General features: G+C 72.2%; 7 protein-coding genes and 1 pseudogene. 5 read left to right on the top strand and 3 right to left on the bottom strand.

The window, feature by feature from the left end:
* Window positions 1-3: 3 nt before the first annotated feature.
* From mppP to OG361_RS34395, 3 genes are all read right to left on the bottom strand, one after another.
* Window positions 4-1,149 carry an enduracididine biosynthesis enzyme MppP gene (gene mppP / locus OG361_RS34385; RefSeq protein WP_405859823.1) on the bottom strand — a complete coding sequence of 382 codons (1,146 nt, stop codon included), beginning with the start codon at window positions 1,147-1,149 and terminating at the stop codon, window positions 4-6.
* A gap of 111 nt (window positions 1,150-1,260) precedes the next feature.
* Window positions 1,261-2,436: a tryptophan 2,3-dioxygenase family protein gene (locus OG361_RS34390; RefSeq protein ID WP_405859825.1), complete on the bottom strand. Its 1,176-nt coding sequence runs from the start codon at window positions 2,434-2,436 to the stop codon at window positions 1,261-1,263.
* Window positions 2,433-3,449, bottom strand: coding sequence for a methyltransferase (locus tag OG361_RS34395; protein ID WP_405859827.1), 1,017 nt, complete (start codon window positions 3,447-3,449; stop codon window positions 2,433-2,435). The genes OG361_RS34390 and OG361_RS34395 overlap by 4 nt, the downstream gene beginning before the upstream one ends.
* A 574-nt stretch (window positions 3,450-4,023) precedes the next feature.
* Here OG361_RS34395 and OG361_RS34400 point away from each other — a divergent pair.
* From OG361_RS34400 to OG361_RS34420, 5 genes and pseudogenes are all read left to right on the top strand, one after another.
* Entirely contained in the window at window positions 4,024-4,803 is a 780-nt protein-coding gene (locus OG361_RS34400; RefSeq protein WP_405859829.1) for an ABC transporter ATP-binding protein, read from the top strand.
* Window positions 4,800-7,397: an ABC transporter permease gene (locus tag OG361_RS34405; RefSeq protein ID WP_405859831.1), complete on the top strand. Its 2,598-nt coding sequence runs from the start codon at window positions 4,800-4,802 to the stop codon at window positions 7,395-7,397. The genes OG361_RS34400 and OG361_RS34405 overlap by 4 nt, the downstream gene beginning before the upstream one ends.
* 190 nt (window positions 7,398-7,587) lie before the next feature.
* Window positions 7,588-12,489 carry an amino acid adenylation domain-containing protein gene (locus OG361_RS34410; protein WP_405859833.1) on the top strand — a complete coding sequence of 1,634 codons (4,902 nt, stop codon included), beginning with the start codon at window positions 7,588-7,590 and terminating at the stop codon, window positions 12,487-12,489.
* Window positions 12,490-12,614: 125 nt separating this feature from the next.
* A pseudogene (locus OG361_RS34415) lies at window positions 12,615-21,602 on the top strand (amino acid adenylation domain-containing protein); the annotation flags it as partial.
* Window positions 21,603-21,631: 29 nt separating this feature from the next.
* The gene (locus tag OG361_RS34420) at window positions 21,632-22,894 is read left to right on the top strand and encodes a serine hydrolase domain-containing protein (RefSeq protein WP_405859835.1); all 1,263 of its coding nucleotides are present in this window, start codon (window positions 21,632-21,634) and stop codon (window positions 22,892-22,894) included.
* The last annotated feature ends 18 nt before the right edge of the window (window positions 22,895-22,912 follow it).

Consider the following 22,912-nt stretch of genomic DNA (forward strand, 5'->3'; position numbering starts at 1 on the left):
GCCCTACAGCTCCTGCGCGTTCAGCAGGGCCGCGCGCAGCACCTGGGCGCCCGCGATCAGGGTGGAAGCGTTCCGGGACAGGGCCAGGCGCAGCATCCGCTCGCCCTCGTGCGGTCGAGCCCAGTGGAACTTCTGGCAGGGCAGTACATAGAGGCTCTGCGAGCGGACCGCCGACCAGACGTCCATTCCCAGCCGCGAGCCGACGTGCAGGCGCTCCACGCTGGTCCGGGCGTGTTCGTCGACGAAGCTGATGTCGGGTACGCCGGCGAGCTCGGCACGCACGAGGGCCCGGTGGTCGGCGATCGTGCGCTGCAGCTCGGCCAGGCCGCCGTCCGCCCCGTCGTCGGCGAACCGCTTCACCATGAGCATGATCAGCGGCGAGGTGCCGAGCAGGATGTCCGAGTGGATCTTCTCGATCGGCAGGTCCACGTTGGCCGAGCGGACCAGCCAGCCGATCTTGAGTTCGAGGGTGGGCCACAGTTTGCCGGTGTCCTCGATGACCACCCAGCGGCATCCGCTCGCGTCGAGCACGGCGTAGTGGTCGAACTGCGCGGCGGGGTCGAACCCCCGGAAACAGGTGTCCAGGGCCAGCACCACGCCGTACTCGGCGCACTGCTCGGCGAGCCTGCGCAGCCGGGCCTCGGTCATCACGCGGCCGGTGGGGTTGTTCGGCGTGGTGATGAAGACGCAGCCGACCTGTTCGAGCAGCTCCGCCGGCAGGTCCTCGTCGTGGGCCTGCTCCTCCTCGACCGGTACGAGCCGCAGGCCGACCCCGCGCAGGATGTCGGGGATGTTGTCGAACGTCGGGTGGACCAACGCCACCGCGTCGGACGTGGTGACCAGGGAGCGGGCGAGGATCTCCATGGCCAGCGAGGACGAGTAGCAGCTCAGCGTCCGTCCGGCGTCGAACGGATGACTGTGCTGGCCGAGCATGCCGAAGAACGACTCGGCGGCCTCCCGCTCGATTTCGGCCACCGGGCGCAGGGTGGCCTCGGCCCACATGTTCGGCAGATCGGCGACGATCTTGCTCTGCGCGGCCGTGAGTTGCTGGCGGGCGTGTCCGTCGGCGAGATTCATCGAACTGGCCAGGGCGAGGGTCTCGAACTGGGTCAGGTTCTCCGCGGAGACCGTCGGCAGAATTCTGTTCACAAGCACCTCTCATATGAGCGAAGGGTGAAGCGTGCTTGGAGCCACGGCGGGTGCCGGGACTCACCGGCGCTCGGGCGCCGGGATAGGAATCGAGTGATCTCCTGATCTCTGTCAGCAGAAGGCGAACTGGGTGAGCAATTGCTCGACATCGTCGATACGGTCGCCGGAACCCAGTCCGGCCTTGCCGACAAAGCGTTTGAGGTAACCGGCGCCCTCGGTGCCGCCGGACCCGGTCATCTCCGGCAGATAGCGGCGGCCGAATCCGTAGTGCCGGCCGCGCCAGATGTGCAGCGGACTTTCGCTCGCGGTGAATGCCTCGCGAATGTCGGGGTCTCGGGCGCCGGCCGCGGCGTCCTGCAGGGACGTGAACTCGCGAAGCAGCGGGCTGGTGATCGGGGCCAGGTGCGCGAACCGCTTGTAGGTCTCGATCTTCCGTTCGTCGTAGCCGTACACCACCAGCTCCATCAGGTGGTAGTTCAGCGAGTGGACCGCGCTGGCGCTCCCGGTCAGATCCCGGAAGCCCATGAAGAGTTCCGGGGTCAGCGTCCGGAGCGCATGGAAGACGACGTTCAGCAGTTCGGCCGCCGAGGCGAACTGGCTCATCCGCAGGTCGAACTCGCCGCGGTCGCGGCCGATTGCCTCGGTCGCGCGGCGCGCGGTCCAGCGGATGAGGAAGAAGCCGATCTCGCAGGCCTGCACGGCCCGCATGAAGATGTGCTCGTCATGCTTGTCCGACCGGCGGAATCCCGAACAGCGGTTGACCACCAGCAGGTCGTGGACGAGCACGTCGTCGTGGTCGGCGAGCCGGACCAGGTCGGCGCTCGCCATGGTGCGGTCCGGGCCGACAGGGGACCTGCCCAGGTGGTCGAGCACGGCCTCCAGCCGGCGCACGCGTTCCGCGCCCTCCTCGACCGTGGTCTCGTGCAGTCCGGCCTCGCGCTCCTCCAGCGCGATCAGGTCGGTCACGAGCGCGTGCAGGAGCAGCAGGCTCGCCTCGTACGAGTCCTCCCGCCGGGCGAGGTACCAGCCGGCCACGTGCAGTCCGGTGTAGCGGTAGTACTCGGGTATGTCGAGGCGCCGGCTGAACGATCGGGTCAGGAGCCGCAGGATCTCGTTCTCGTGGGTTTCCGGCCCGGCCACGGCCGCGTCGTAGCGCTCGGACAGGCGGAGGATTTCGTCGTCGGGCAGCTCGGCGAGGGGCGTCGCGTGCAGCTGGGCTGCCAACTCGGCGCAGGCCGGGGGTAGTTCCCGCGAGCGGGTCGGGGTGAGCGTTCTTATGGCGCTCACCGCGCGGACTCGCTCTCGGCGCGCCGACCGGTGATCAGGTGCTTCTCGCCGCTGGAGCGCCGGACCGTGCCGTCCACGAAGCCGGCCTGACGCAGCAGGTCCAGGTACTCGGCCGCGGTACGGTGCCGGCCCTGGGTCTCGACGTGCATGGAGAGGTTCATGACGGCCGTCGCGAGCGGGCCGCCGCGGTCGTCGTCGAAGAGCCGCTCCATGATCAGGACCCGGCCGCCGGGGAGACACGCCTCGTACGCCTTGCGCAGCAGCGCCGCGCAGGTCTCGTCGTCCCAGTCGGACAGGATGTAGCCGAAGGCGAAGCAGTCGCCGGCCGGCAGCGGTTCGGCGAAGAAGTCGCCGGCCGCGAAGTCCAGCCGGTCGCCGAGCTCGTGCTCGGTGGCCCGCGCCGCCAGGTGCGGACCGACCTGGGGAAGGTCGAACACGGTCGAGCGCAGCTGCGGAAAGGCATGCAGGGCGGCCACCGAGAAGGGCCCGCTCGCTCCGCCCACGTCGATCAGCTGCCGGGAGTCGCTCAGGTCGGCCAGGGCGGCGAGCTCGTGCGAGACGTGGTGGCTGAGGCCCCACATCGCGTTCAGGAAGCGGCCCACCGACTCTTCGTCGCGGTAGATGGCCTCGAACGGAGCCGGCGTGTCCCGGTCGGTCTCGGCCTTGCCCGCGTTCAGGTAGCCGCTCAGCCGTCCGAACTGATCGGCGGTGTCGCCGATCAGGTGATCGACGAATCCCATCAGGTAGCGGGGGTCCTCGCGGTCGACGTAGGGCCGGACGTCGGCCGCGAGCGCGTAACGCTCACCGTCCGCGTCGAGGACGCCGAAGGAGGACAGCACCAGCAGGAGCCGCTCGAGGGTGTCCTCGTCGACAGCCAGCGCGGCCGCGATCTTGTCGGCGCTGTCGCCGCTGTGTCGTGCCAGGTGCTCGAAGACGCCGTGCCTGTCCGCGACGTGCAGAGCGTGGGTGGCGTACATTCCGTAGACGGCGCGTTCCAGATTCGCAGGAATCATTGTTCTCGCTGCCCATCTATGCAAGGGATTTATCAGGCGATATCGGCGCGGCGATTTTTCGACGCGGCCGCGGAGATTTCCGGGCGTGGTACATCCATTACCCGCTGGTAAAGAATCCTCCGGGTCGTCGAGAATTATTTCGGCGTGTGCGTCGGATCGGCCATCTTGTTGACCGCAGAGTGAAATCCCCAGTTCGGAGCCGCTCTCCGGGGCCTCCGGCCGTGGTTCGCGATCCGACGGGGAGGCCGGCGAGGAGACGGCTGCGCCCCCGTTGGTCATCGGGGCGAAACCGCTTGTCATCGACGCGTTAAACCGCTGGTCATCGGCGCGATGCGGGGGGCGGGCAGATCCCTGCGACCCACCGGCCCGGCCGACCCCCGTCGGCGAGGCCGCCGCCAGGCCCGCCCTGCCCGGCCATGACCGGCGGAAAGCCGTGCAGCGGACGTCAAGTTCCGGCCGGGCGGCCGGTCAGGGAAGCCCGGGCTGAAAGAAGGGAGTGCAGGTGGGGGCCATATTCGTGAGACTCCGAGGCGCGGCTCGAAGTTGTTTTCCGCCACAGCCGGGTTGATCGACGATGGCGTCGAACGGTAGCGTTCCGCTAAAAGGGAAAGGGTCTGCAGTGGCTGCCAGGTATGCTCTCTTATTGGAATCCGTGACAAAAACCTACGGTTCCGGTCGTAACGCGGTCACAGCCTTGGACGACGTGACAATGGGCGTGCCGCACGGGACATTCATCGCGATCATGGGCCCCTCCGGCTCGGGCAAGAGCACGTTCCTGCACTGCGCGGCGGGTCTCGACGAACCCACGAAGGGTGGCGTGGTCCTCGGCGACACCCGCCTGGCCGGCCTGAACGAGGAACAACTCACCGAGATCCGCCGGGAACGGATCGGGTTCGTCTTCCAGGCGTACAACCTGCTCGACCCGCTCACCGTCGCCGACAACGTAGGCCTGCCGTTCCGGCTGGCCGGCGATCCGGTCCCCATCGACCGGGTGCGCGCCACGCTGGCGAACGTCGGGCTCGACGACATGGGTGACCGCTACCCCGGGCAGCTCTCCGGCGGTCAGCGGCAGCGCGTGGCCATCGCCCGCGCCCTCATCACGGGACCCGACGTGATCTTCGCCGACGAGCCGACAGGCGCGCTCGACACACGGACCGGCAAGCAGGTCCTGGAACTGCTGCGGGGGGTCGTCGACCGGACCGGCCAGACCGTGGTGATGGTGACCCACGACCCGGTCGCCGCCTCGTACGCGGACTCGGTGACCTTCCTGGCCGACGGCCGGCTGGCCGGTGAACTCCCCGCGCCGACGCCGGAGAAGGTGGCCGACCGGATGACCAGGCTGGGTGACCGGTGAGCCGCAAGAAGAGCGGGGCCCAGGCGGTGGGCCCGCCGGCGGCCGGCAAGGCGAAGAAGAAGAAGGTCCGCACGCTCTCGCGCCAGAACCTCTCGCTGGCCTGGAGCACGATCCGCGGCCGTAAGGGCGGCTTCACGGCAGTACTGATCGCCGTCGCGATCGGCTCCGCCGTGATCAGCGCCTGCGGTGTGCTGCTGGAGACCGGCATCAGCTCGGGAGTCCCGGCCGAGCGGTACCACCGGACGGCCGTGGTCGTCGGCGGCTACCAGGCCATGGAGGTCGAGGGCGATGCGGACCCGCGGCTCTCCGAGAGGGTCAGGCTGCCCGCCGACACGGTCGAGAAGGTCGGCGCGGTCAAGGGCGTCGAGTCCGCGGTCGGGGACATCAGCGTCCGTACGACCGTCCTCAAGAACGACTCCGTCCTCGACGGCCCGCCCGTGTACGGGCACGGCTGGAGCGCCTCGGTGCTGGCGCCGTTCACGCTGCGCTCGGGCACCCCGCCACGAGCGGCCGGAGACGTCGTGCTCGACAGCGTCCTCGCCCGGCGGACCGGGGCCGCCCCGGGAGACACGGTCACGCTGGTGACCGGGTCGAAGCCGGGGTCGTACCGGGTCAGCGGTGTCGCCGAGCCGGCGGTGCCCCTCGAGCGGCAGGGCGCGGTCTTCTTCACCGACGACGAGGCGGCGCGGCTCCACGGCCTGCCCGGCAAGATCGACGCGGTCGGTGTGCTGGCCGCGAAGGGGACCGACGCGGGCGACCTCGCCGACCGGATCGAGAAGGCCGTGCCCGGCGTGGTCACGTACACCGGCGACGACCGCAGCGACGCGGAGACGCTCGACGTCGGTCAGATGCGGTCGTTCGTCATCGAGGTGGCCAGCGCGTTCGGCGCCACCATGATCCTGCTCGTGGTCATCGTGGTCGCCGGCACGCTGGCACTGTCGGTGCAGCAGCGCCGCCGCGAGCTGGCCCTGCTGCGGGCCGTCGGTGCCACTCCCCGGCAGGTGCTGCGCATGATCGGCGGCGAGGCCGTGATCGTCGGCGGGATCGGCGCGGTGCTCGGCGCCGTCCCCGGCATCCTGCTCGCCATGCTGCTGCACACCGTGTTCACGGCGGCCGGTGCGCTGCCGCCCGGATTCTCGCTGGTGATCACAGCGACGCCCGTACTGTGCGCCCTGCTGATCTGCGTCCTCGCGGCCCGGATCGGCGGCTGGCTCGCGGCCCGGCGCGCGGCGAAGGTCAGTGCCGTCGAGGCGCTCGGCGACGTGGCCGTGGAACCGAAGAAGCTCGGCTGGTTCCGGCTCACGCTCGGCGTGCTGCTCGTACCCGCTGGCCTGGCCGTCGCGATCGTGCTGCCGATCGCGCTGCCCGGTGAGTCGGCCATCGAGGGTGCCGCCAGCTCCGCCCTGGTCCTGGTGATCGCGGTCGGCCTGCTCGGACCGAAGCTGTTCGGCGGCGTCGCGTCACTGCTCGCCCGTCGCCGCGGCGACGTCACCTGGTTCCTCGCCACCGCCAACTCCCGGGCCAGGGCGCGTCGGCTCAGCGCCGCCACCACCCCGCTGATCATGGGCGTGACCATGGCGTCCGCTCAGCTCTTCAGCGGCACGACACTCGCCGCGACCGCGCACGACCAGGCCGTCGACGGTGTGATCGCCGACCACGTGGTGACGTCCGACAGCGCGGGGATCTCACCCGGCCTGGCCGAGGAGCTGCGAGGCGTCCCCGGCGTCCGCACCGTCGGCCCGGTCGCCCGGACCTCGACGATCCTCACCTGGCCCGACGGCGACAGCATCCAGTACCGGATCTCCACGGCGCAGGGCGTCGACCCCGCGGCCGTACCGGACACGATGGACCTGGGCGTGCTGCGCGGCGACCTGAGCGGTCTCACCGGGTCCACGGTCGCACTCAGCCGCCTCGTCGCCGGCACGGTCGGCGCCGACGTGGGCGGCCAGGTCGACGTGCACCTCGGCGACGGCACCGTCCAGAAATCCAAGGTGGTCGCGGTCTACGAGAACGGGCTCGGCTTCGGCGACGTCACGCTGCCCCACGACGTGGTCCTCGCCCACACCACCGACCACCTCGACCAGTGGCTGATGGTGAACTCCGACCGGGAGGCGGACCTGAGCGCGGCGCTGAAGCCGTACCCGACGTTGAGCGTGCGCACCGCCGGGGCGGTCACCGCCGCACCGACCGGTGACTCGGGTGACGGCGGGATCAGTCTCGTGCTCAACGCCGTACTCCTCGGCTATCTCGCGATCGCCGTCGTCAACACGCTCGTCATGGCGACGATCTCACGGCACCGCGAGTTCGCCCTGCTGCGCCTTGTCGGCACCCGCACCAGGCAGGTCCGCTCGATGATGCGCCAGGAGGCGGGCATCATCGTGGTCTCCGCGGTCGTCGTCGGCTCGATCGCCGCACTGCCGTCGCTGATCGGGATGAGTTACGCGATTCGCCACTCGGTGTTCCCCTCCATCCCGCCCCTGATGTACCTCGGCATCGTGATCGCGGCCGCGGTGATCGCCTGGCCGGCCGTGATGCTGCCGGCCCGGCTCGCACTGCGGCCCCCGGCCGTGGAGGCGGTCTCGCGGCCCGAGTGACGTACGACCGCTGTCGCAGGTGAGGCGTGGCTTCGGCCACGCCTCACCTGTTTCGCGCATCCCCCACGGCATTCGCACGGAGCGGGCAGTTTCCTCACCGCTCAAGAACGTGGAGCTGGAACGCCTGTGCGGGCCAAGCTCGACCGTCGACAGATCCGCGTGACACACGTGTTCCAGTGGAGGGCCGAGCATGTCCCACGATTTCGACAACGCCCCCGCCGCCCCGCAGGACCGGGCCGTCCACCGCCTCGTCGCCGCGCGCACCCGGCAGAACCCCGACGCGCCCGCGGTCGTCGACGCCGACAGGACCCTGACGTACGGCGAGTTGGACGAGCGCGCCAACCACCTGGCCCACCGCCTCGTCGCCGCCGGGGTGACCGCCGAGTCGCGGGTCGGCATGCTGATGGGCCGCTCGGGCCACTCGCCGGAGACCGTCGTCGCCATGCTCGCCGTGCTCAAGGCGGGCGGGGTCTACGTGCCGCTGCACGAGAGTTACCCCGACGACCGGATCCGCCGGCTGCTCGCCGAGACCGAGGCGGTCCTGCTGATCGCCGACCGGTCGACCGCCGGCCGGGCGGCGACCGCCGGGCCGCCCGTGCTCGTCGTGGACGGCGCGGACACGGGCCGACGCCCCGACGCCCCGCGCGTGACCGTCGACGAGGAACAACTCGCCTACATCATTCACACCTCGGGCTCCACCGGCCGGCCCAAGGGCGTCTCGATCACCCACCGCAACATCGTGGCGCTGGCCCAGGAACCCCACGTGCGCGCCGCCTTCGGCCGAAGCGCGCTGTTCAACGCACCGCTCGCCTTCGACGCCTCCACGTACGAAGTCTGGTTGCCGCTGCTCAGCGGGGGCCGCGTCGTCATCGGGCCGGAGCTGACCGCGCCGGGTCTCGCCGCGCTCGTCGCCGAGCACCGCCTCGACGCGGTCTTCCTCACCTCGGCGCTGTTCCGGCTCTTCGCCGAGGAGCGGCCCGGCTGCTACGCGGGGCTGCGCGAGGTATGGGTCGGCGGCGAAGCCCCGTCGGCGACCGCCATGGAGCGGATGCGGCGCGCCTGCCCGGACACCACGCTCGTCAACGTGTACGGCCCGACCGAGTGCACGGTCTTCGCCACCGCGCACCGGATGACACCGGACGAGGTGCGCACCCGGGCCGCGGTGATCGGTACGGCCCTCGACGACACCGAGGCGTACGTGCTCGACGAGCGGCTGCGGGCCGTCGGCGCGGGCGGTGCCGGCGAACTGTACCTGGCCGGCGAGGGTACGGGCCGCGGCTACTTCGGACGCCCCGCGCTGACCGCCGAGCGCTTCGTGGCCGACCCGTTCGCACCCGGCGGCCGCCTCTACCGCACCGGCGACCGGGTGCGCCTGACCGAGGACGGACTCATCGAGTTCCTCGGCAGGACAGACCACCAGGTCAAGATCCGGGGGTTCCGGATCGAGCTGGGCGAGATCGAGGCCGCGCTGCGCGACTGCCCCGGGGTCACCGACGTCGTCGTGGTCGTGCGGGAGAGCGGCCCGACGCGCAGCATCGTCGCGTACCCGACGGGGCCGAGCCCCCTCGCCGAGCGTGAGCTGCTCGACCGGCTGGCCGAAACCCTGCCGGGCTACATGGTGCCCGCGCGCATCGTCTGGATGGACCGGCTCCCCGTCAACGCCAACGGCAAGGTGGACCGGCCCGCGCTGCCCGAGCCCCCGGCCGACGACGCCGAGGCGTACCGCGCGCCGCGTACGGACGCCGAGCGCGAGCTCGCCGCGATCTGGGCCGAGGCGCTGGGCGTCGAACAGGTCGGCACGAGAGACGACTTCTTCGCCCTCGGCGGCGACTCCGTGCTGACCATGAAGATCGTCGCGCGGGCGCGGGCCAAAGGCTTCGTGCTGAGCACGGCCGACGTCTTCACCCACCCGACGGTCGAGGCGCTTGCCGAGGCGGCGACGCGGCTCGACGAAGACCCGGCGGCATCGTACGACTCGCCGCGAGCGGGCAGTTACCCCTTGACCCCCATGCAGAGCGGCATGCTCTTCGACGCCCTCATGCTCGACGACCCGGCGCTGCACCTGATTCAGTTCGTCGTCCGGCTCGACGACGTCACCGACCCCGGCCGCCTCGGCCGGGCCTGGCAGGAGGCCACGGAACGACACGCGGTGCTCCGGACCGAGCTCCGCTGGGCCGACGTCGAGGAGCCCGTGCAGCTCGTCAGGGACGAGATCACGCTGCCCGTGACCCAGCTCGACTGGAGCGCCCTGCCGGAGGCGGAGCACCCGGCGCGGCTGCGGGAGCTGCTCGACGCCGACCGCGCCGCCGGCTTCGATCTCACCCGGGCACCGCTGAGCCGGGTCACGATCGTGCGGCTCGGCCCGGACTCCGTCCAGCTCGTCTGGACGATGCACCACGTGCTCACCGACGGATGGAGCTCCGCGGAGCTGCTGACGGACGTGCTCGACGGATACCGCGGCGAACCGGTGCGGACGCGGCCACCGTTCCAGGACTTCGTCCACTGGCTCGCGGAGCAGGACCTGGACGCCGCCGACGACTACTGGCGCGGCCGGATGGCCGACTTCGCGAGCCCGGTGTCCGTGCCCGGCGACCGGCAGTCGCCCGAGGGCCACCGGCCCGCGGCCAGACAATCGGTGCGGGTGACGGTTCCGGCGGAGACGGCCGCGCGGGTCTCGGCGTACGCGCGGCGCACCGGGCTGACGCCCAACACCCTGGTCCAGGGGGCGTGGGCGATCCTCCTTGCACGCCTGAGCGGCCAGCGCGACGTCTGCTTCGGCACGAGCACGGCGGTGCGGCCGGCGGAGCTGCCCGGCGTCGAGTCGATGGTCGGCATGATGATCAACACCCAGCCCGTCCGGGTCCAGGTGGATGACGACGAGCAGACCCTGCTCTGGCTGGCGGAGTTGCAGCGCGAGCAGGCCGCGGCACGGGAGTTCGGATACGCCCCGCTGAACCGCGTGCAGTCCTTCGCCGACGTGGCCCCCGGGACCGCCCTGTTCGACACCGCCGTGGTCTTCCAGAACTATCCGTTCGACCGGACGGCGATCAGCGCGTTCGACGTCGAGTTCGCCACGAACCATTCCCTGGCGCTCAGCGTGTTCCCCGATCAGTCGCTGGTCATGCGACTGCTCTACGACGAGGCGGTCTTCGATCCGGCCACCGTGGAGCGGATCGCCGCGCGTCTGATCACGGTACTGGACGGGCTGGCCGGCGGATCCGCGCCGAACGTCGGCGACGTGACCGCGCTGACCAGCGCCGAGCGGGAGCTCATCCTCGGCGAGTGGGGCGTGGCCGCCCCCTCCGCGTACGACATCGAACGGCGCATGCACCAGCTCATCAGCGACCGCGCAGCCCGATGGCCGGACACCGTGGCGATCGAGCGCGGCGGGCACCGGCTCACCTACGCGGAGGTCGAGGAGCGCTCCAACAGGCTCGCCCACCACCTGGCCGAACTCGGCATCGGCGCGGACGTACTCGTCGGGGTGTCCGTCGAGCGCGGCCCGGACCTGGTCGTCGGCGTCCTCGGCGCGCTCAAGGCCGGCGGCGCGTACGTACCGATCGACCCCGACTACCCCGCCGCGCGCACCGCGGCGATCCTGGAGGAGGCGCGCCCGGCGGTGGTGCTCACCCACACCCGCCACCGCGGCGTCTTCGCGGGTACGACGACCCCGCTCGTGCTGCTCGACGAGGACTGGCCCACCATCGCCACCCGGCCGGCGACCGCGCCGCCCGACCACGGCAGCCCCCGCGATCTCATGTACACCGTCTACACCTCGGGCTCGACCGGGAAGCCCAAAGGCACCATGGTCGAGCACCGGTCCATGGTCAACACCGTCGAGACGGTCGTCCCCCTGCACGTACGCCCCGGCAGCCGGATCTACCAGCTCTCCCCGATGAGCTTCGACGCCGCCTCGCTCGTTCTCCTGAGCACACTCGCGGGCGGCGCGACGCTGGTCGCTCCCGTGACCGCAGGGACCTACAGCGGCGCCGAACTCATCGAGCAGCTGCGCGAGGCCGACGTCAGCGCGGTCACCGGTCCGCCGACCGTTCTGCCGGTGCTCGACCCCGCGGCGCTGCCACACCTGGAGTCCATCCTGTGCGGTGGCGAAGCCCTCACCCCGGACGTCGCCGCCGCGTGGTCGCCCGGCCGCCGCCTGCTCAACGGGTACGGTCCCAGCGAATGCGCCGTCGCCGCGACGCTGTTCTCCGTGGAACCCGGCGCCCGGTACGACAACGTCCCGATCGGCAGGCCGATCCCCAACACCAGCGTCTACGTCCTCGACGACCGGCTGCGCCCCGTGCCACCCGGCGTCACCGGGGAGCTCTACCTGGGCGGCGACGGTGTGGGCCGCGGCTACATCGGCCGACCGGGCCTGACCGCGGAGCGCTTCGTGGCCGACCCGTTCGGCGGGCCCGGGACCCGGCTGTACCGCACCGGCGACCTCGCCCGCTGGAACCCGGACGGCACGTTGGAGTTCGCCGGCCGAGCGGACGACCAGGTCAAGATCCGCGGCTTCCGGGTGGAGCCGCGCGAGGTCGAGAACGTGCTGCTGCGGCACGAGGCGGTGGCCGAGGCCGCGGTCGTCGTGCAGGCCGACGAGGCCGGCAAACGGCTCGTCGCGTACGTGGTGCCGCGCGCCGGCGCTCCGGCCGCGGAGGAGCTGCGCGAACACGTCGCCCGGCACGTGCCCGCCTACATGGTCCCGGCCGCCGTGGTGTCGCTGACAGTGCTGCCGGTCACCCGCAACGGCAAGCTCGACCGGGCGGCGCTGCCCATGGCGAAACTCCGTCCGGACGAGGAGTCGTACGTGGCACCGGCCAACCCGACCGAGGAGGCCCTCTGCCGGATCTGGGGCGAGGTGCTGGCCGTGCCCCGGGTGGGCGCGCACGACAGCTTCTTCGACGTCGGCGGCGACTCGATCAACGCGATCCGCCTGGCCGTTCGCATGCGCGCGGCGTTCGGCGTGCCGATCTCCCCGAGAGACCTGTTCGAGCACCGTCACCTGAGCGACCTCGCCGGAGTGGTCCAGGAGCGCATTTTCACGAGCTTGGCCGCCGTCTCCGGCTCCGAAACGCCCGGACGGATATGACCCAGGGAGGAACGCAGATGACCCAGCTCGACGAGAAGTTCGCGTCCTTACCGGCACACGTGCGGGCGGAGCTGCTGCGCCGCCTCGCCGGCGAGGCCGCGTCCGAGGACCTGACGATCCCGACCGGCCTCCGCGACGGCACGCTGCCGATGTCGTCGGCGCAGGAACGGCTCTGGTTCCTGGCCGAACTGGAACCGGACAGCGCCGAGTACAACACGCTGCGCGCGCTGCGGCTGCGCGGCGAGCTCGACGCCACGGCACTCGCCGCCGCGCTCAACCAGGTCGTGCGCCGGCACGAGACGCTGCGCACCACGTTCGACGCGACGCCCGACGGCCGTGGCGTCCAGGTCGTGCACGAGCACGCCGACCGGGCGTTGCCGACCGTCGACGTGTCGGGTCCCGACGCGCGGACCACGGTCGACCGCTTCCTCGCGACGGAGATGAACAAGCCGTTCGACCTGCGCCGCGGGCCGCTGCTGAGGGCCGCGCTGCTGCGCGTGGACGCCCGCGAGCACGTGCTCGTACTGGCGATGCACCACATCGTCTGCGACGGCTGGTCGACCGGGCGGCTGCTCGCCGAGCTGGCCGCCGCCTACGAGGCGGCGGCCTGCGGCGTCGCGGCGTCCCTGCCGCCCTTGCCCGTGCAGTACGGCGACTTCGCCGTCTGGGAACGCGATCGGTCCGGCACGCTCGACGAGCAGCTCGGCTACTGGCGTGACCGGCTCACGGGGATGCGCACGACCGATCTGCCCACCGACCGGCTGCGGCCACCCGTCCGCACGCCCGCGGGCGCGACCCTGCCGGTGGAGATCCCCGCCGATGTACTGGGCCGACTGCGGGAGTTGAGCCGTGGGCAGGACGCGACGCTGTTCATGGCCCTGGTCACGGTCACGAAGGTGTTGCTGGCCCGGTACTGCGGCGAACCCGATGTGGCGGTCGGCACCGTCACCCTGGGCCGGCAGCAGCCCGAGCTGGAGAACCTGATCGGCTTCTTCATCAACACCGTGGTGCTGCGCTCCCAGGTCGAGGAGTCGCTGTCGTTCACGGAGCTGCTCGGCCGGGTGCGTACCGGTCTGCTAGAGGCGTTCGCCCACGACGAGGTACCTTTCCAGCGCCTGGTCGACACGCTGCGGCCCGACCGGGACGCGTCCCGGCCGCCGCTGGTGCAGGTGATGGTCAACCTGCAGAACATGGCCGACACGCTGCCGGCCTTCCAGGGGCTGGACGTCACCGAGATCCAGCCGCCGGTCGACGTCGCGAAGCTGGACCTCACGTTCGACTTCTACGAGGACGCCTCCTCCCTCGTCTGCTACCTGGAATACAGCACCGATCTGTTCGACCGGGCGACCGTGGAGCGGCTCGGCGGCCACCTCGTCACACTGCTGCGCGCGGTGTCCGAGGAACCCGCGGCCCCGCTCGCCGGTCTGTCCATGCTGCCGGCCGACGAGCTGCGGACGCTCACCGCCGACTGGCAGGGCCCGGCCCTCGCGGCACCGACCGCACGGACCCTGCACCAGATCTTCGACGAGCAGGCGGCCCGGACGCCCGACTCCGTCGCGGTGAGCGACGGCAGCCGGCGGCTCACCTTCGCCGAACTGGCCGCGCGGGCCAACCGGCTCGCGCACCACCTGGTCTCGGTCGGCGTCCGCCCCGGCGTGCTGACCGGCGTCTGCCTCGACCGCGGCGTGGACGCGATGGTCGCGCTGCTGGCCGTACTCAAGGCCGGTGGCGCGTTCGTACCGCTCGACCCGGAGCACCCCGCCGGGCGGCTGGCCATGATGCTCGACGACGCCGCGGCACCGGTGCTGATCACCGACTCGGCGGCGGTGGGCGAGGGCGCCTGGACCACGATCCGACTCGACACCGACCAGGACACGATCGCCCGCCACCCCGACACGCCGCCCACCACGGCCGCCGGGCCGGACGACCTCGCGTACGTCATCTACACCTCCGGCTCGACCGGCCGCCCGAAGGGCGTGATGGTCAGCCATCGCAATGTCGCCCACATGATGCGCGCCTGGGACGCCCGCTACGACCTGACCGGACTGCGGGGCCGCAGCCTTTCGGTGTCCAGCTTCGCCGTGGACCTGTTCCTCGGCGACTTCCTGATGTCCGCGATGTACGGCGGCGAGATGGTGATCTGCCCGGCGGACGTGATCAGCGACCCGCCCGCACTGGCCGCGCTGATCGCCGAGACCCGCCCGCAGCTGCTGGTGACCACCCCGTCGCTGGCCAAGGCGGTCGCCCAGGAGCTGTCCTGGACCGGAGGCCGGGCCGACTCGCTGCGCGTCCTCGCGGTCGGTTCGGAAGCCTGGCTGGCCGACGACGCGGCCGCGGTCCTGGAACTGCTCCCCTCCGACGCCGTCGTCACGAACAACTACGGCGCCACGGAGACCACCGTGGACTCCACGACGTACCGGCTGCGGGCCGGCGCGCCGGGCGGCACGGCGGTCGTGCCGGTCGGCCGGCCGTTGGCCAACACCCGTACGTACGTGCTCGACACCCGACTGCGTCCCGTCCCCGTCGGCGTGCCGGGCGAGATCCACATCGGCGGTGACGGTGTGGCGCAGGGCTATTGGAACCGGCCCGAGCTGACCGCGGAGCGCTTCCTCCGCGACCCGTTCACCGGCGGGCGGCTCTATCGCACCGGCGACATCGGGCGATGGCGGCCCGACGGAAACCTGGAGTACCTCGGCCGCGCGGACGACCAGGTCAAGGTCCGCGGCTTCCGGGTGGAACTCGGCGAGGTCGAGGCCGCCATGCTGCGCCATCCCGGCATCGCCGCCGCGGCCGCCGCGGTACGCGCCGACACATCCGGCCGCGACCGGCTCGTCGGGTACCTGCTCGCGGACGGCGCCGCGCCCACCCTCACCGAGCTGCGCGCGTTCCTCGCGGGGATCGTCCCCGACCCTGCGATACCCTCCGCGCTCGTCGTCCTCGACGAGCTTCCCATGACACCGAGCGGCACGCTCGACCGCAAGGCGCTGCCGGCTCCCGACATCACCGACCACACCGCCGGGAACCACGTACCGCCGCGCAACCGCACCGAGTCCGAGCTCGCCGCGATCTGGGCCGAGGTGCTGGGCCTCCAGCCCGGCACGGTCGGCGTCGGCGACAACTTCTTCGAGCTCGGCGGCGACTCGATCGTCGGGCTGCAGGTCGTGTCGAAGGCGCGACGGGCCGGCCTGCGCCTGACCGCCAAGCAGATCTTCCTGCACCAGACCGTCGCCGACCTGGCCGCCGTCGTCCAGCTCACGGAGCAGCCCGCGCCGCAGGCGGCCGCCACCGCGGTCGGGGACGTACCGCTCACCCCGGTGCAACGCTGGTACGTCGAGCAGTACCCCGAGGGCGCCGCCCACTTCAACCAGTCGATGTTCGTCGAGCTCGCGCCCGGTACCGATCCGGCCGCCCTGCGCACCGCGGTGACGGCGCTGCTCGACCACCACGACGCGCTGCGGCTGCGCGCCGTCCTCACCGACGGCGCCTGGCGGCAGCACTGCGCGGCCGCCGAGACGGGCGAGCCGTTCCGCACGGTCGACCTGTCCGGACTCGACCGTCACGCCCGCGAGGAGGCGGTCCGCGAGGCGGTCACGGCGGCGCAGACCGGCTTCCGGCTCGACGCCGGACCCCTGCTCAGCGCGGTGTTCTTCTCCGGTGGACCCGAGCCCGACCGGCTGTTCGTCACGGCCCACCACCTCGTCGTCGACGGGGTCACCTGGCGCGTGCTGCTCTCCGACCTGGAGCTCGCCTACGGGCAGGCGGCGCAAGGCGTGCACGTCAGCCTCCCGGAGAAGTCCACCGGCTTCCGGGACTGGTCGAGGCGGCTGACCGAGGCGGCCGCATCCGGCCGCTTCGACAGCGAGCGGCCGTACTGGCAGGCCGTGGAGGCGGCATCCGCCGCCTGCCCGCCACTGCCGGTCGACCGTGCGGCACCGGACACGCTCGCACACGCCCGCACGGTCGAGGCGGGCCTCGACGCCGAGCTGACCCGCGCGCTGCTGCGGGACGTGCCGGCGGCGTACCGCACCCAGGTCAACGACGTACTGCTGACCGCGCTCGCGGCGGTGCTGACCGACTGGACCGGCGGCGACACCGTCGCGGTCGAACTGGAGGGCCACGGCCGCGAGAACCTCTTCGACGACGTCGATCTGTCCCGCACGGCGGGCTGGTTCACCACCCTCTTCCCGGTGGTGCTGCCCGTGCCGGGCGAGGACTGGGGCACCCGGCTCAAGGCCGTCAAGGAGACCCTGCGCGCGGTCCCCGAGGCCGGCATCGGGTACGGCGCCCTGCGCTACCTGACCGAGGACGCCGGACTGGGCGGCGGCCGCTGCCAGGTCGGCTTCAACTACCACGGCCACTTCGACGTGGCCACGGGCGACGGCCTGCTGCGCGGCTGGCGGCCCAGCCCCGCACCGGACCGCAGCGCGGACCTGGCCCGCCCGAACCCCCTGGAGATCACCGGGATGGTCCGCGACGGCCGGCTCGAGTTCTCCTGGGAGTACTCGGACGTGCTGCACGACGAGGCGACGGTCGCCGGTCTCGCGGCCCGGTTCACGGCCGCGCTCGCCGACATCGTGGCGCACTGCGCCCAGGCCGGCGGCTGCACCCCGTCCGACTTCCCGCTCGCGGGGCTCGACCAGGACGGCGTCGACCGGATCGCCGGGGACGGCCGCACGGTCGAGGACGTCTACCCGCTCACGCCGATGCAGAGCGGCCTGCTGTTCCACTCGCTCGACGCGCACGAGGACGACATCTACCTCACCCACCTCGGGCTCGTCCTCGACGGTGTCACCGACCCCGCGCTGCTGGCCGAGGCATGGCAACGGGTCGTCGACCGCACGCCCGTGCTGCGTACGGCGATCGCCGACGCCGAGGGCGGACGGCCTCTGCAGGTGGTCCACAAGGACGTACGCGTGCCCGTCGTCACCGAGGACTGGTCGGAGCTGACCGAGGTCCAGCAGCAGGAGCGCATGCGCCTGCTGGCCGAGGCCCCGGTCGAACCGCTGGACCTGTCGCGGCCGCCGCTGCTGCGGCTGCACCTGGCCCGGCTCTCCGCGTCCTCCGTCCACCTGCGCTGCTCGTCGCACCACATCCTCCTCGACGGCTGGAGCTTCGCCGATCTGCTCGGCGAGGTCTTCGCGGAGCACGCCGCCCTCAGCGGACGGGAGGTCGCGCCGCCGCGTCCCCGCCGCCCGTTCCGCGAGTACGTGCGCTGGCTGGGGGAGCAGGACACCGCCGCGGCGCAGACCTACTGGACCGGCCTGCTCGCCGGGTTCTCCGCGCCCACCGCACTGCCCTACGACCGGGCGCCGCTGCGCTCGCACCAGTCCCGCGACACCGGCCACATCGATCTCGAACTCACGGCGGAGGAGACCGGACGCCTCGAGAGCTTCGCCCGGGAGGCCCGGGTCACCGTCAACACGCTGATCCAGGGCGCCTGGGCCCTGCTGCTGTCCCGATACAGCGGCGACCGGCAGGTCTGCTTCGGCACCACGGTGGGCGGCCGGCCCGCCGAGCTGCCGGGCTCGGACGACATGATCGGCCTGTTCATCAACACCCTGCCCGCCCGGCTGACCGTCTCGCCCGACAGCGAGCTGCGCGCCTGGCTGCGCGAGATCCAGGAGCAGCAGGTCGACGGCCGCCAGTACGAGTACGTCTCCCTCGCCCAGGTGCGGCACTGGGCCGCGATCCCGGCGGGCACCGACCTCTTCGACAGCTGCGTGGTCTTCGAGAACTTCCCGTACGACGAGCACGCGGCCGAGCGCCACGGCCTGGGCGTACGGTCGCTGGCCGGCCTCGAGACGTCGAACTTCCCGCTCACCTGTGTGGCGCACCTGGTGGACGGACTCCACCTGCGGCTCGGCTACGACCCGCGCCTGTTCGACGACGCCACCGCGGGCCGCTTCGCCGATCACCTGCTCGGCACGCTCGACGCGATGGTGGCGGCACCCGGCACCAGGCTGCGGGACCTGCCGACGGTCCGCGGCGCCGAACGCGACCGTCTGATCGAGGAGTTCAACGGCACCCCGTCCGGCTACCCCGACCGGTGCCTGCACGAGCTCTTCACCGAGGTCGCGCGCAGGTACCCCGACCGACCCGCGGTCGTCGCCAGCGACACCCGGCTCACCTACGCCGAGCTGGACGCCGAGTCCGACCGGCTCGCCCACCACCTCGCCGGCCGGGGTGTCGGTCCGGAGGTGCCGGTCGGCATCTGCCTGCCGGGTGGCGCCGAGATGATCACCGCCATGCTCGGCATCCTCAAGGCGGGCGGCGCGTACGTACCGCTCGACCCCGGGTACCCGCCCGAGCGCCTCGACCATCTCTTCCGCGACTCGGGTGTGCCGGTGCTGCTGACCAGCGCCGCGCTCGCGCCCGGCCTGCCGCCGACCGGCGCCGAGGTCCTGCTGATCGACGATCTGCAGCTGGGGCCGGCCGCCGGGCCGCTGCCGTCGCGGACCGTCCCCGACAACCTCGCCGTGCTCGTCTACACCTCGGGCTCGACCGGCACGCCCAAGGCGAGCATGGTCACCCACCGAGGCCTCGTCCGCCTCGTGCACGCCGCGGGCGAGCACACGTTCGGGGACGCCACCACGATCGCCCAGCACCACTCGATCTCGTTCGACGCCGCGCAGAACGAGCTGTGGCAGGCGCTGCTGATCGGCGCGTGCCTGGCCGTGCGGCCGGGCGACTTCCGCTCGGTCGACGAGCTCGACAAGTTCCTGCGCGACAACGAGGTGCAGGCCATGTCGTTCTCGGCGGGCTTCTTCCATGCCGTCGCCGACACCGACCCGGGGATCCTCGCGGGGCTGCGGAAGGTCGTCGTCGGCGGTGAGGCGCTGTCCGCGCCGCACTGCGCACGCGTTCTCGACCGGCTTCCCGGTCTGCGGATCGTCAACGCGTACGGGCCCACCGAGTGCTCGGTGACCGCGACGTGCTTCCCGGTCGAGCGCGGCGGGCGACCCGGACGGACCGTTCCGGTCGGCCGGCCGAGCGCGGACGCCCGGGTCTACCTGCTCGACCGGGACCTGCAGGTGGTCCCGACGGGCGTGGCCGGGGAGGCGTACCTCGCCGGGGACGGCGTGTGCCGCGGGTATCGGGACCGGCCCGCGATGACCGCCGAACGCTTCCTGCCGGACCCGTTCGGGCCGCCCGGTTCACGGATGTACCGCACCGGCGACCTGATGCGCTGGCGCCCCGACGGCACGCTCGAGTTCGTCGGCCGTACCGACGACCAGGTGAAGCTGCGCGGCTACCGCATCGAGCTCGGCGAGATCGAGCAGACGCTCGCCCGCCACCCGGATGTGGCACAGGCGGCCGTCATCGTCCGCGAGGACCAGCCGGGCCGCCGGCGTCTCGTCGGGTACGTGGTCTCGGAGCAGGACCCGGCCGAACTGACCGCGTATCTCGCCGCCCGCCTGCCCGAGTACATGGTCCCGGCCGCGCTCGTCCGGCTCGAGCGGATACCGCTCACACCGCACGGCAAGGTCGACCGCCGCGCCCTGCCGGAGCCCGTGACCGCGGCGGCCGGCCGGGCCTCGGTGGAGCCCCGCACCTCCGACGAGCGCACGATGGCCGCGATCTGGGCGGAGGTGCTCGGCGTGGAGGGCGTCGGGGTCACCGACGACTTCTTCGACCTCGGCGGCGACTCGATCCTCAGCATCCAGGTCGTGTTCAAGAGCCGCCGGGCGGGACTGCAGATCTCCTCCAGCGACCTCTTCCGCCACCCGACCGTCGAGCAGCTCGTCGCCGCCGCAGGCCGGGACCGCCAGGTCTCCGCCACCCAGCAGGCCGAGGCCGGCGAGGTGCCGCTCACCCCGATCCAGCACGAGTTCTTCGCGCGCAACACGGTCGCCCCGCAGCACCTCGCCCAGTCGATCCACGTCGAACTCGCCGCGGACACCGACGAGACGGCGCTGCGGGCCGCGCTCGTGGCGGTCGTCGCGCACCACGACGCGCTGCGGATGCGGTACACACGCGACGAGCGAGGCTCCTGGTCCCAGCAGAACGCAGCGGCCGAGACCGGCGAGCTGTTCGAGCGCCACGACCTGTCGGGGCTGCCCGACGAGGAGTTGCCCCCCGTCATGAACCGGCTCGCCGCGGCGGCCGACACGGGCTTCGACCTGGCGGCCGGCCCCCTGCTGCGGGCGGTCCTGTTCGACCTCGGCCCGGGCCGGCGGGCGCACCTGCATCTGACGGTGCACCACCTCGTGATCGACGCGGTGTCGTGGCGGATCCTCAACCACGACCTGGACCTGGCCTACCGGCAGGCGCTCGGGGGAGAGGCCGTCGACCTCGGCGCCAAGACCTCCTCGTTCCGGCAGTGGGCCACGCGGCTCGCGGCACACGCGGTCGGCGGCGGCTTCGCGGATCAGGCCGAACACTGGGACGCGGTACCCGAGGCGACGCCGCTGCCGGAGGACGGGCCCGGACCGAACGTGGTGTCGTCGCGGCAGATCATGCCGGTGAGGCTGGAGCGGGACGAGACCGCGGCGCTGCTGCACGTGGCGCCGGGCAGGTTCCGGGCCCGGGTCAGCGATGTGCTGCTCTCCGCGCTGGCCTGGACGATGTGCCGCTGGTCCGGCGACGACCAGGTGGTGATCGAGATGGAGGGCCACGGCCGTGAGGAGATCTTCGACGACGTCGACCTGTCCCGCACCGTCGGGTGGTTCACCAGCTCGTACCCCGTCGCGCTACGGGTGCCCGGACGGACGGACGCCGAGGCCGACTGGCCCGCCGTCGTGCGGTCGGTGCGCCGCTGCCTGCGAGCCGTTCCGGGCAACGGTCTCGGCTACGGCGCGCTGCGCCACCTCACCGGATCCGGCACTCCGCCGGCGGAGCACACGCCTCCCGCGGTGTTGTTCAACTACCACAGCCAGACCGAGGAGATCACCCGCACGGCCGACCGTTCGCTGTTCCACGCCTTCCACGACCCGATCGGCCAGGAACAGGACGACCGCGAGCGGGTCGTGCAGGCGCTGGAGGTGGTCGGCGCGGTCGAGGACGGCCGGCTCGGCTTCGACCTCTACTACTCGGTCAACCTGCACGAGCACGAGTCGATCGCGCGGGTCGGCTCCGAACTCGTAGCGGCGCTGCGGTCGATCGCACACCTCTGCGAGCCGGCCCTCGGGGCGGAGGATGCCCGGTGAACGACCTGCTGGCGGAGCTCGCGCTCCTGCACGGCGTGCCCGGCGCCCAGTTGGCGGTCTGGCGCGACGGCCTCCTCAGCACCGCCGAGACCGGTGAGGGGGAGGCCGGATCGGGAAGACCGGTGACGGTCGCGACGGCGTTCCCGCTCGGATCGCTCACCAAGCCGTTCACCGCGACGCTCGCGGCCCAGCTGGTCGCCGACGGCGACGCGGACCTGGACGAGCCCTTGGCGAAGCAGCTGGAAGAGTTGCGCGCGGGTCCGGAGTTCACGCTGCGGCAGGTGCTCAGCCACACCGCGGGCCTGGCGGCCAATACCGCCGAGTTGCCACCCGGAACCACCCGCGCCCGGTGGCTCGCCCGCCACGCGTCCGAGCCGGCCGTGCACGAACCGGGCACTGTCTTCTCCTACTCGAACCCGGGCTACCTGATCGCGGGCCGCCTGGTCGAGGAGATCACGGGGCTGGACTGGGCAGAGGCCGTGCACGCGATGCTGCTGCGCCCACTGGGCCACGACGCCGCGGCGCCGACCGCCCTGGGCCATCTCGTACGCCCGGACGCCCGACCCCGGCCCATCCAGGAACAGTCCGTACCGCCGCTGGAGGACCCGGCCGCCGGACTGCGCCTCTCCGCCCGCGACCTCGCGCTGTTCGGCGCCGCCCACCTGGGCCTCGGCCCGGGCGCGGCCCTGCTCGACGCCGCGACGGCGCGATCGATGCGCGAGGACGTCACGGAGGGGCTCGCCGTCGGCGCCTACGGGCTGGCGGGCGGCTGGGGCGCCGGATGGTCGCGGTACGGGACCTGGTTCGGCCACGACGGTACCGGCGACGGTGCGTGGAGCCACCTCCGCGTGAACCCGTCGACGCGGACCGTGGTGGCGCTGACCGCCAACGGCAGCACCGGCGCGCGCCTGTGGGAGTCGCTGCTCGGGCGGCTGGGCGAAACCGGCCTGGAGGTCGGCGACCATCCCCGGGACACGAACGACGCCGAGCCCGTGCAGGCGCCACCGGAGTGCGCGGGGCACTACGCGAACGGCGGCTGGTCGTGCCGGGTCGAGGCCGACGAGGGCGGACTCCTGCTCTCGGTCGCCGGAGCGACGCCGGTCCGGCTCCTCGTCGGCGAGGACCTCTCCTTCCGTACGCCATCGGACGGCGGCCCGCGCGCGGCGATGCCGTACCTCGGGCGGTTCCTGCGCGACCCGGCGACCGGCGACGTCGACCGTGTGCAGATCACCGGGAGGCTCTGCGTACGGCAGACGTAGCGCACCCGAGAGCGGCGG

Source organism: Streptomyces sp. NBC_00090 (assembly GCF_045160815.1).
Lineage (GTDB): Bacteria > Actinomycetota > Actinomycetes > Streptomycetales > Streptomycetaceae > Streptomyces.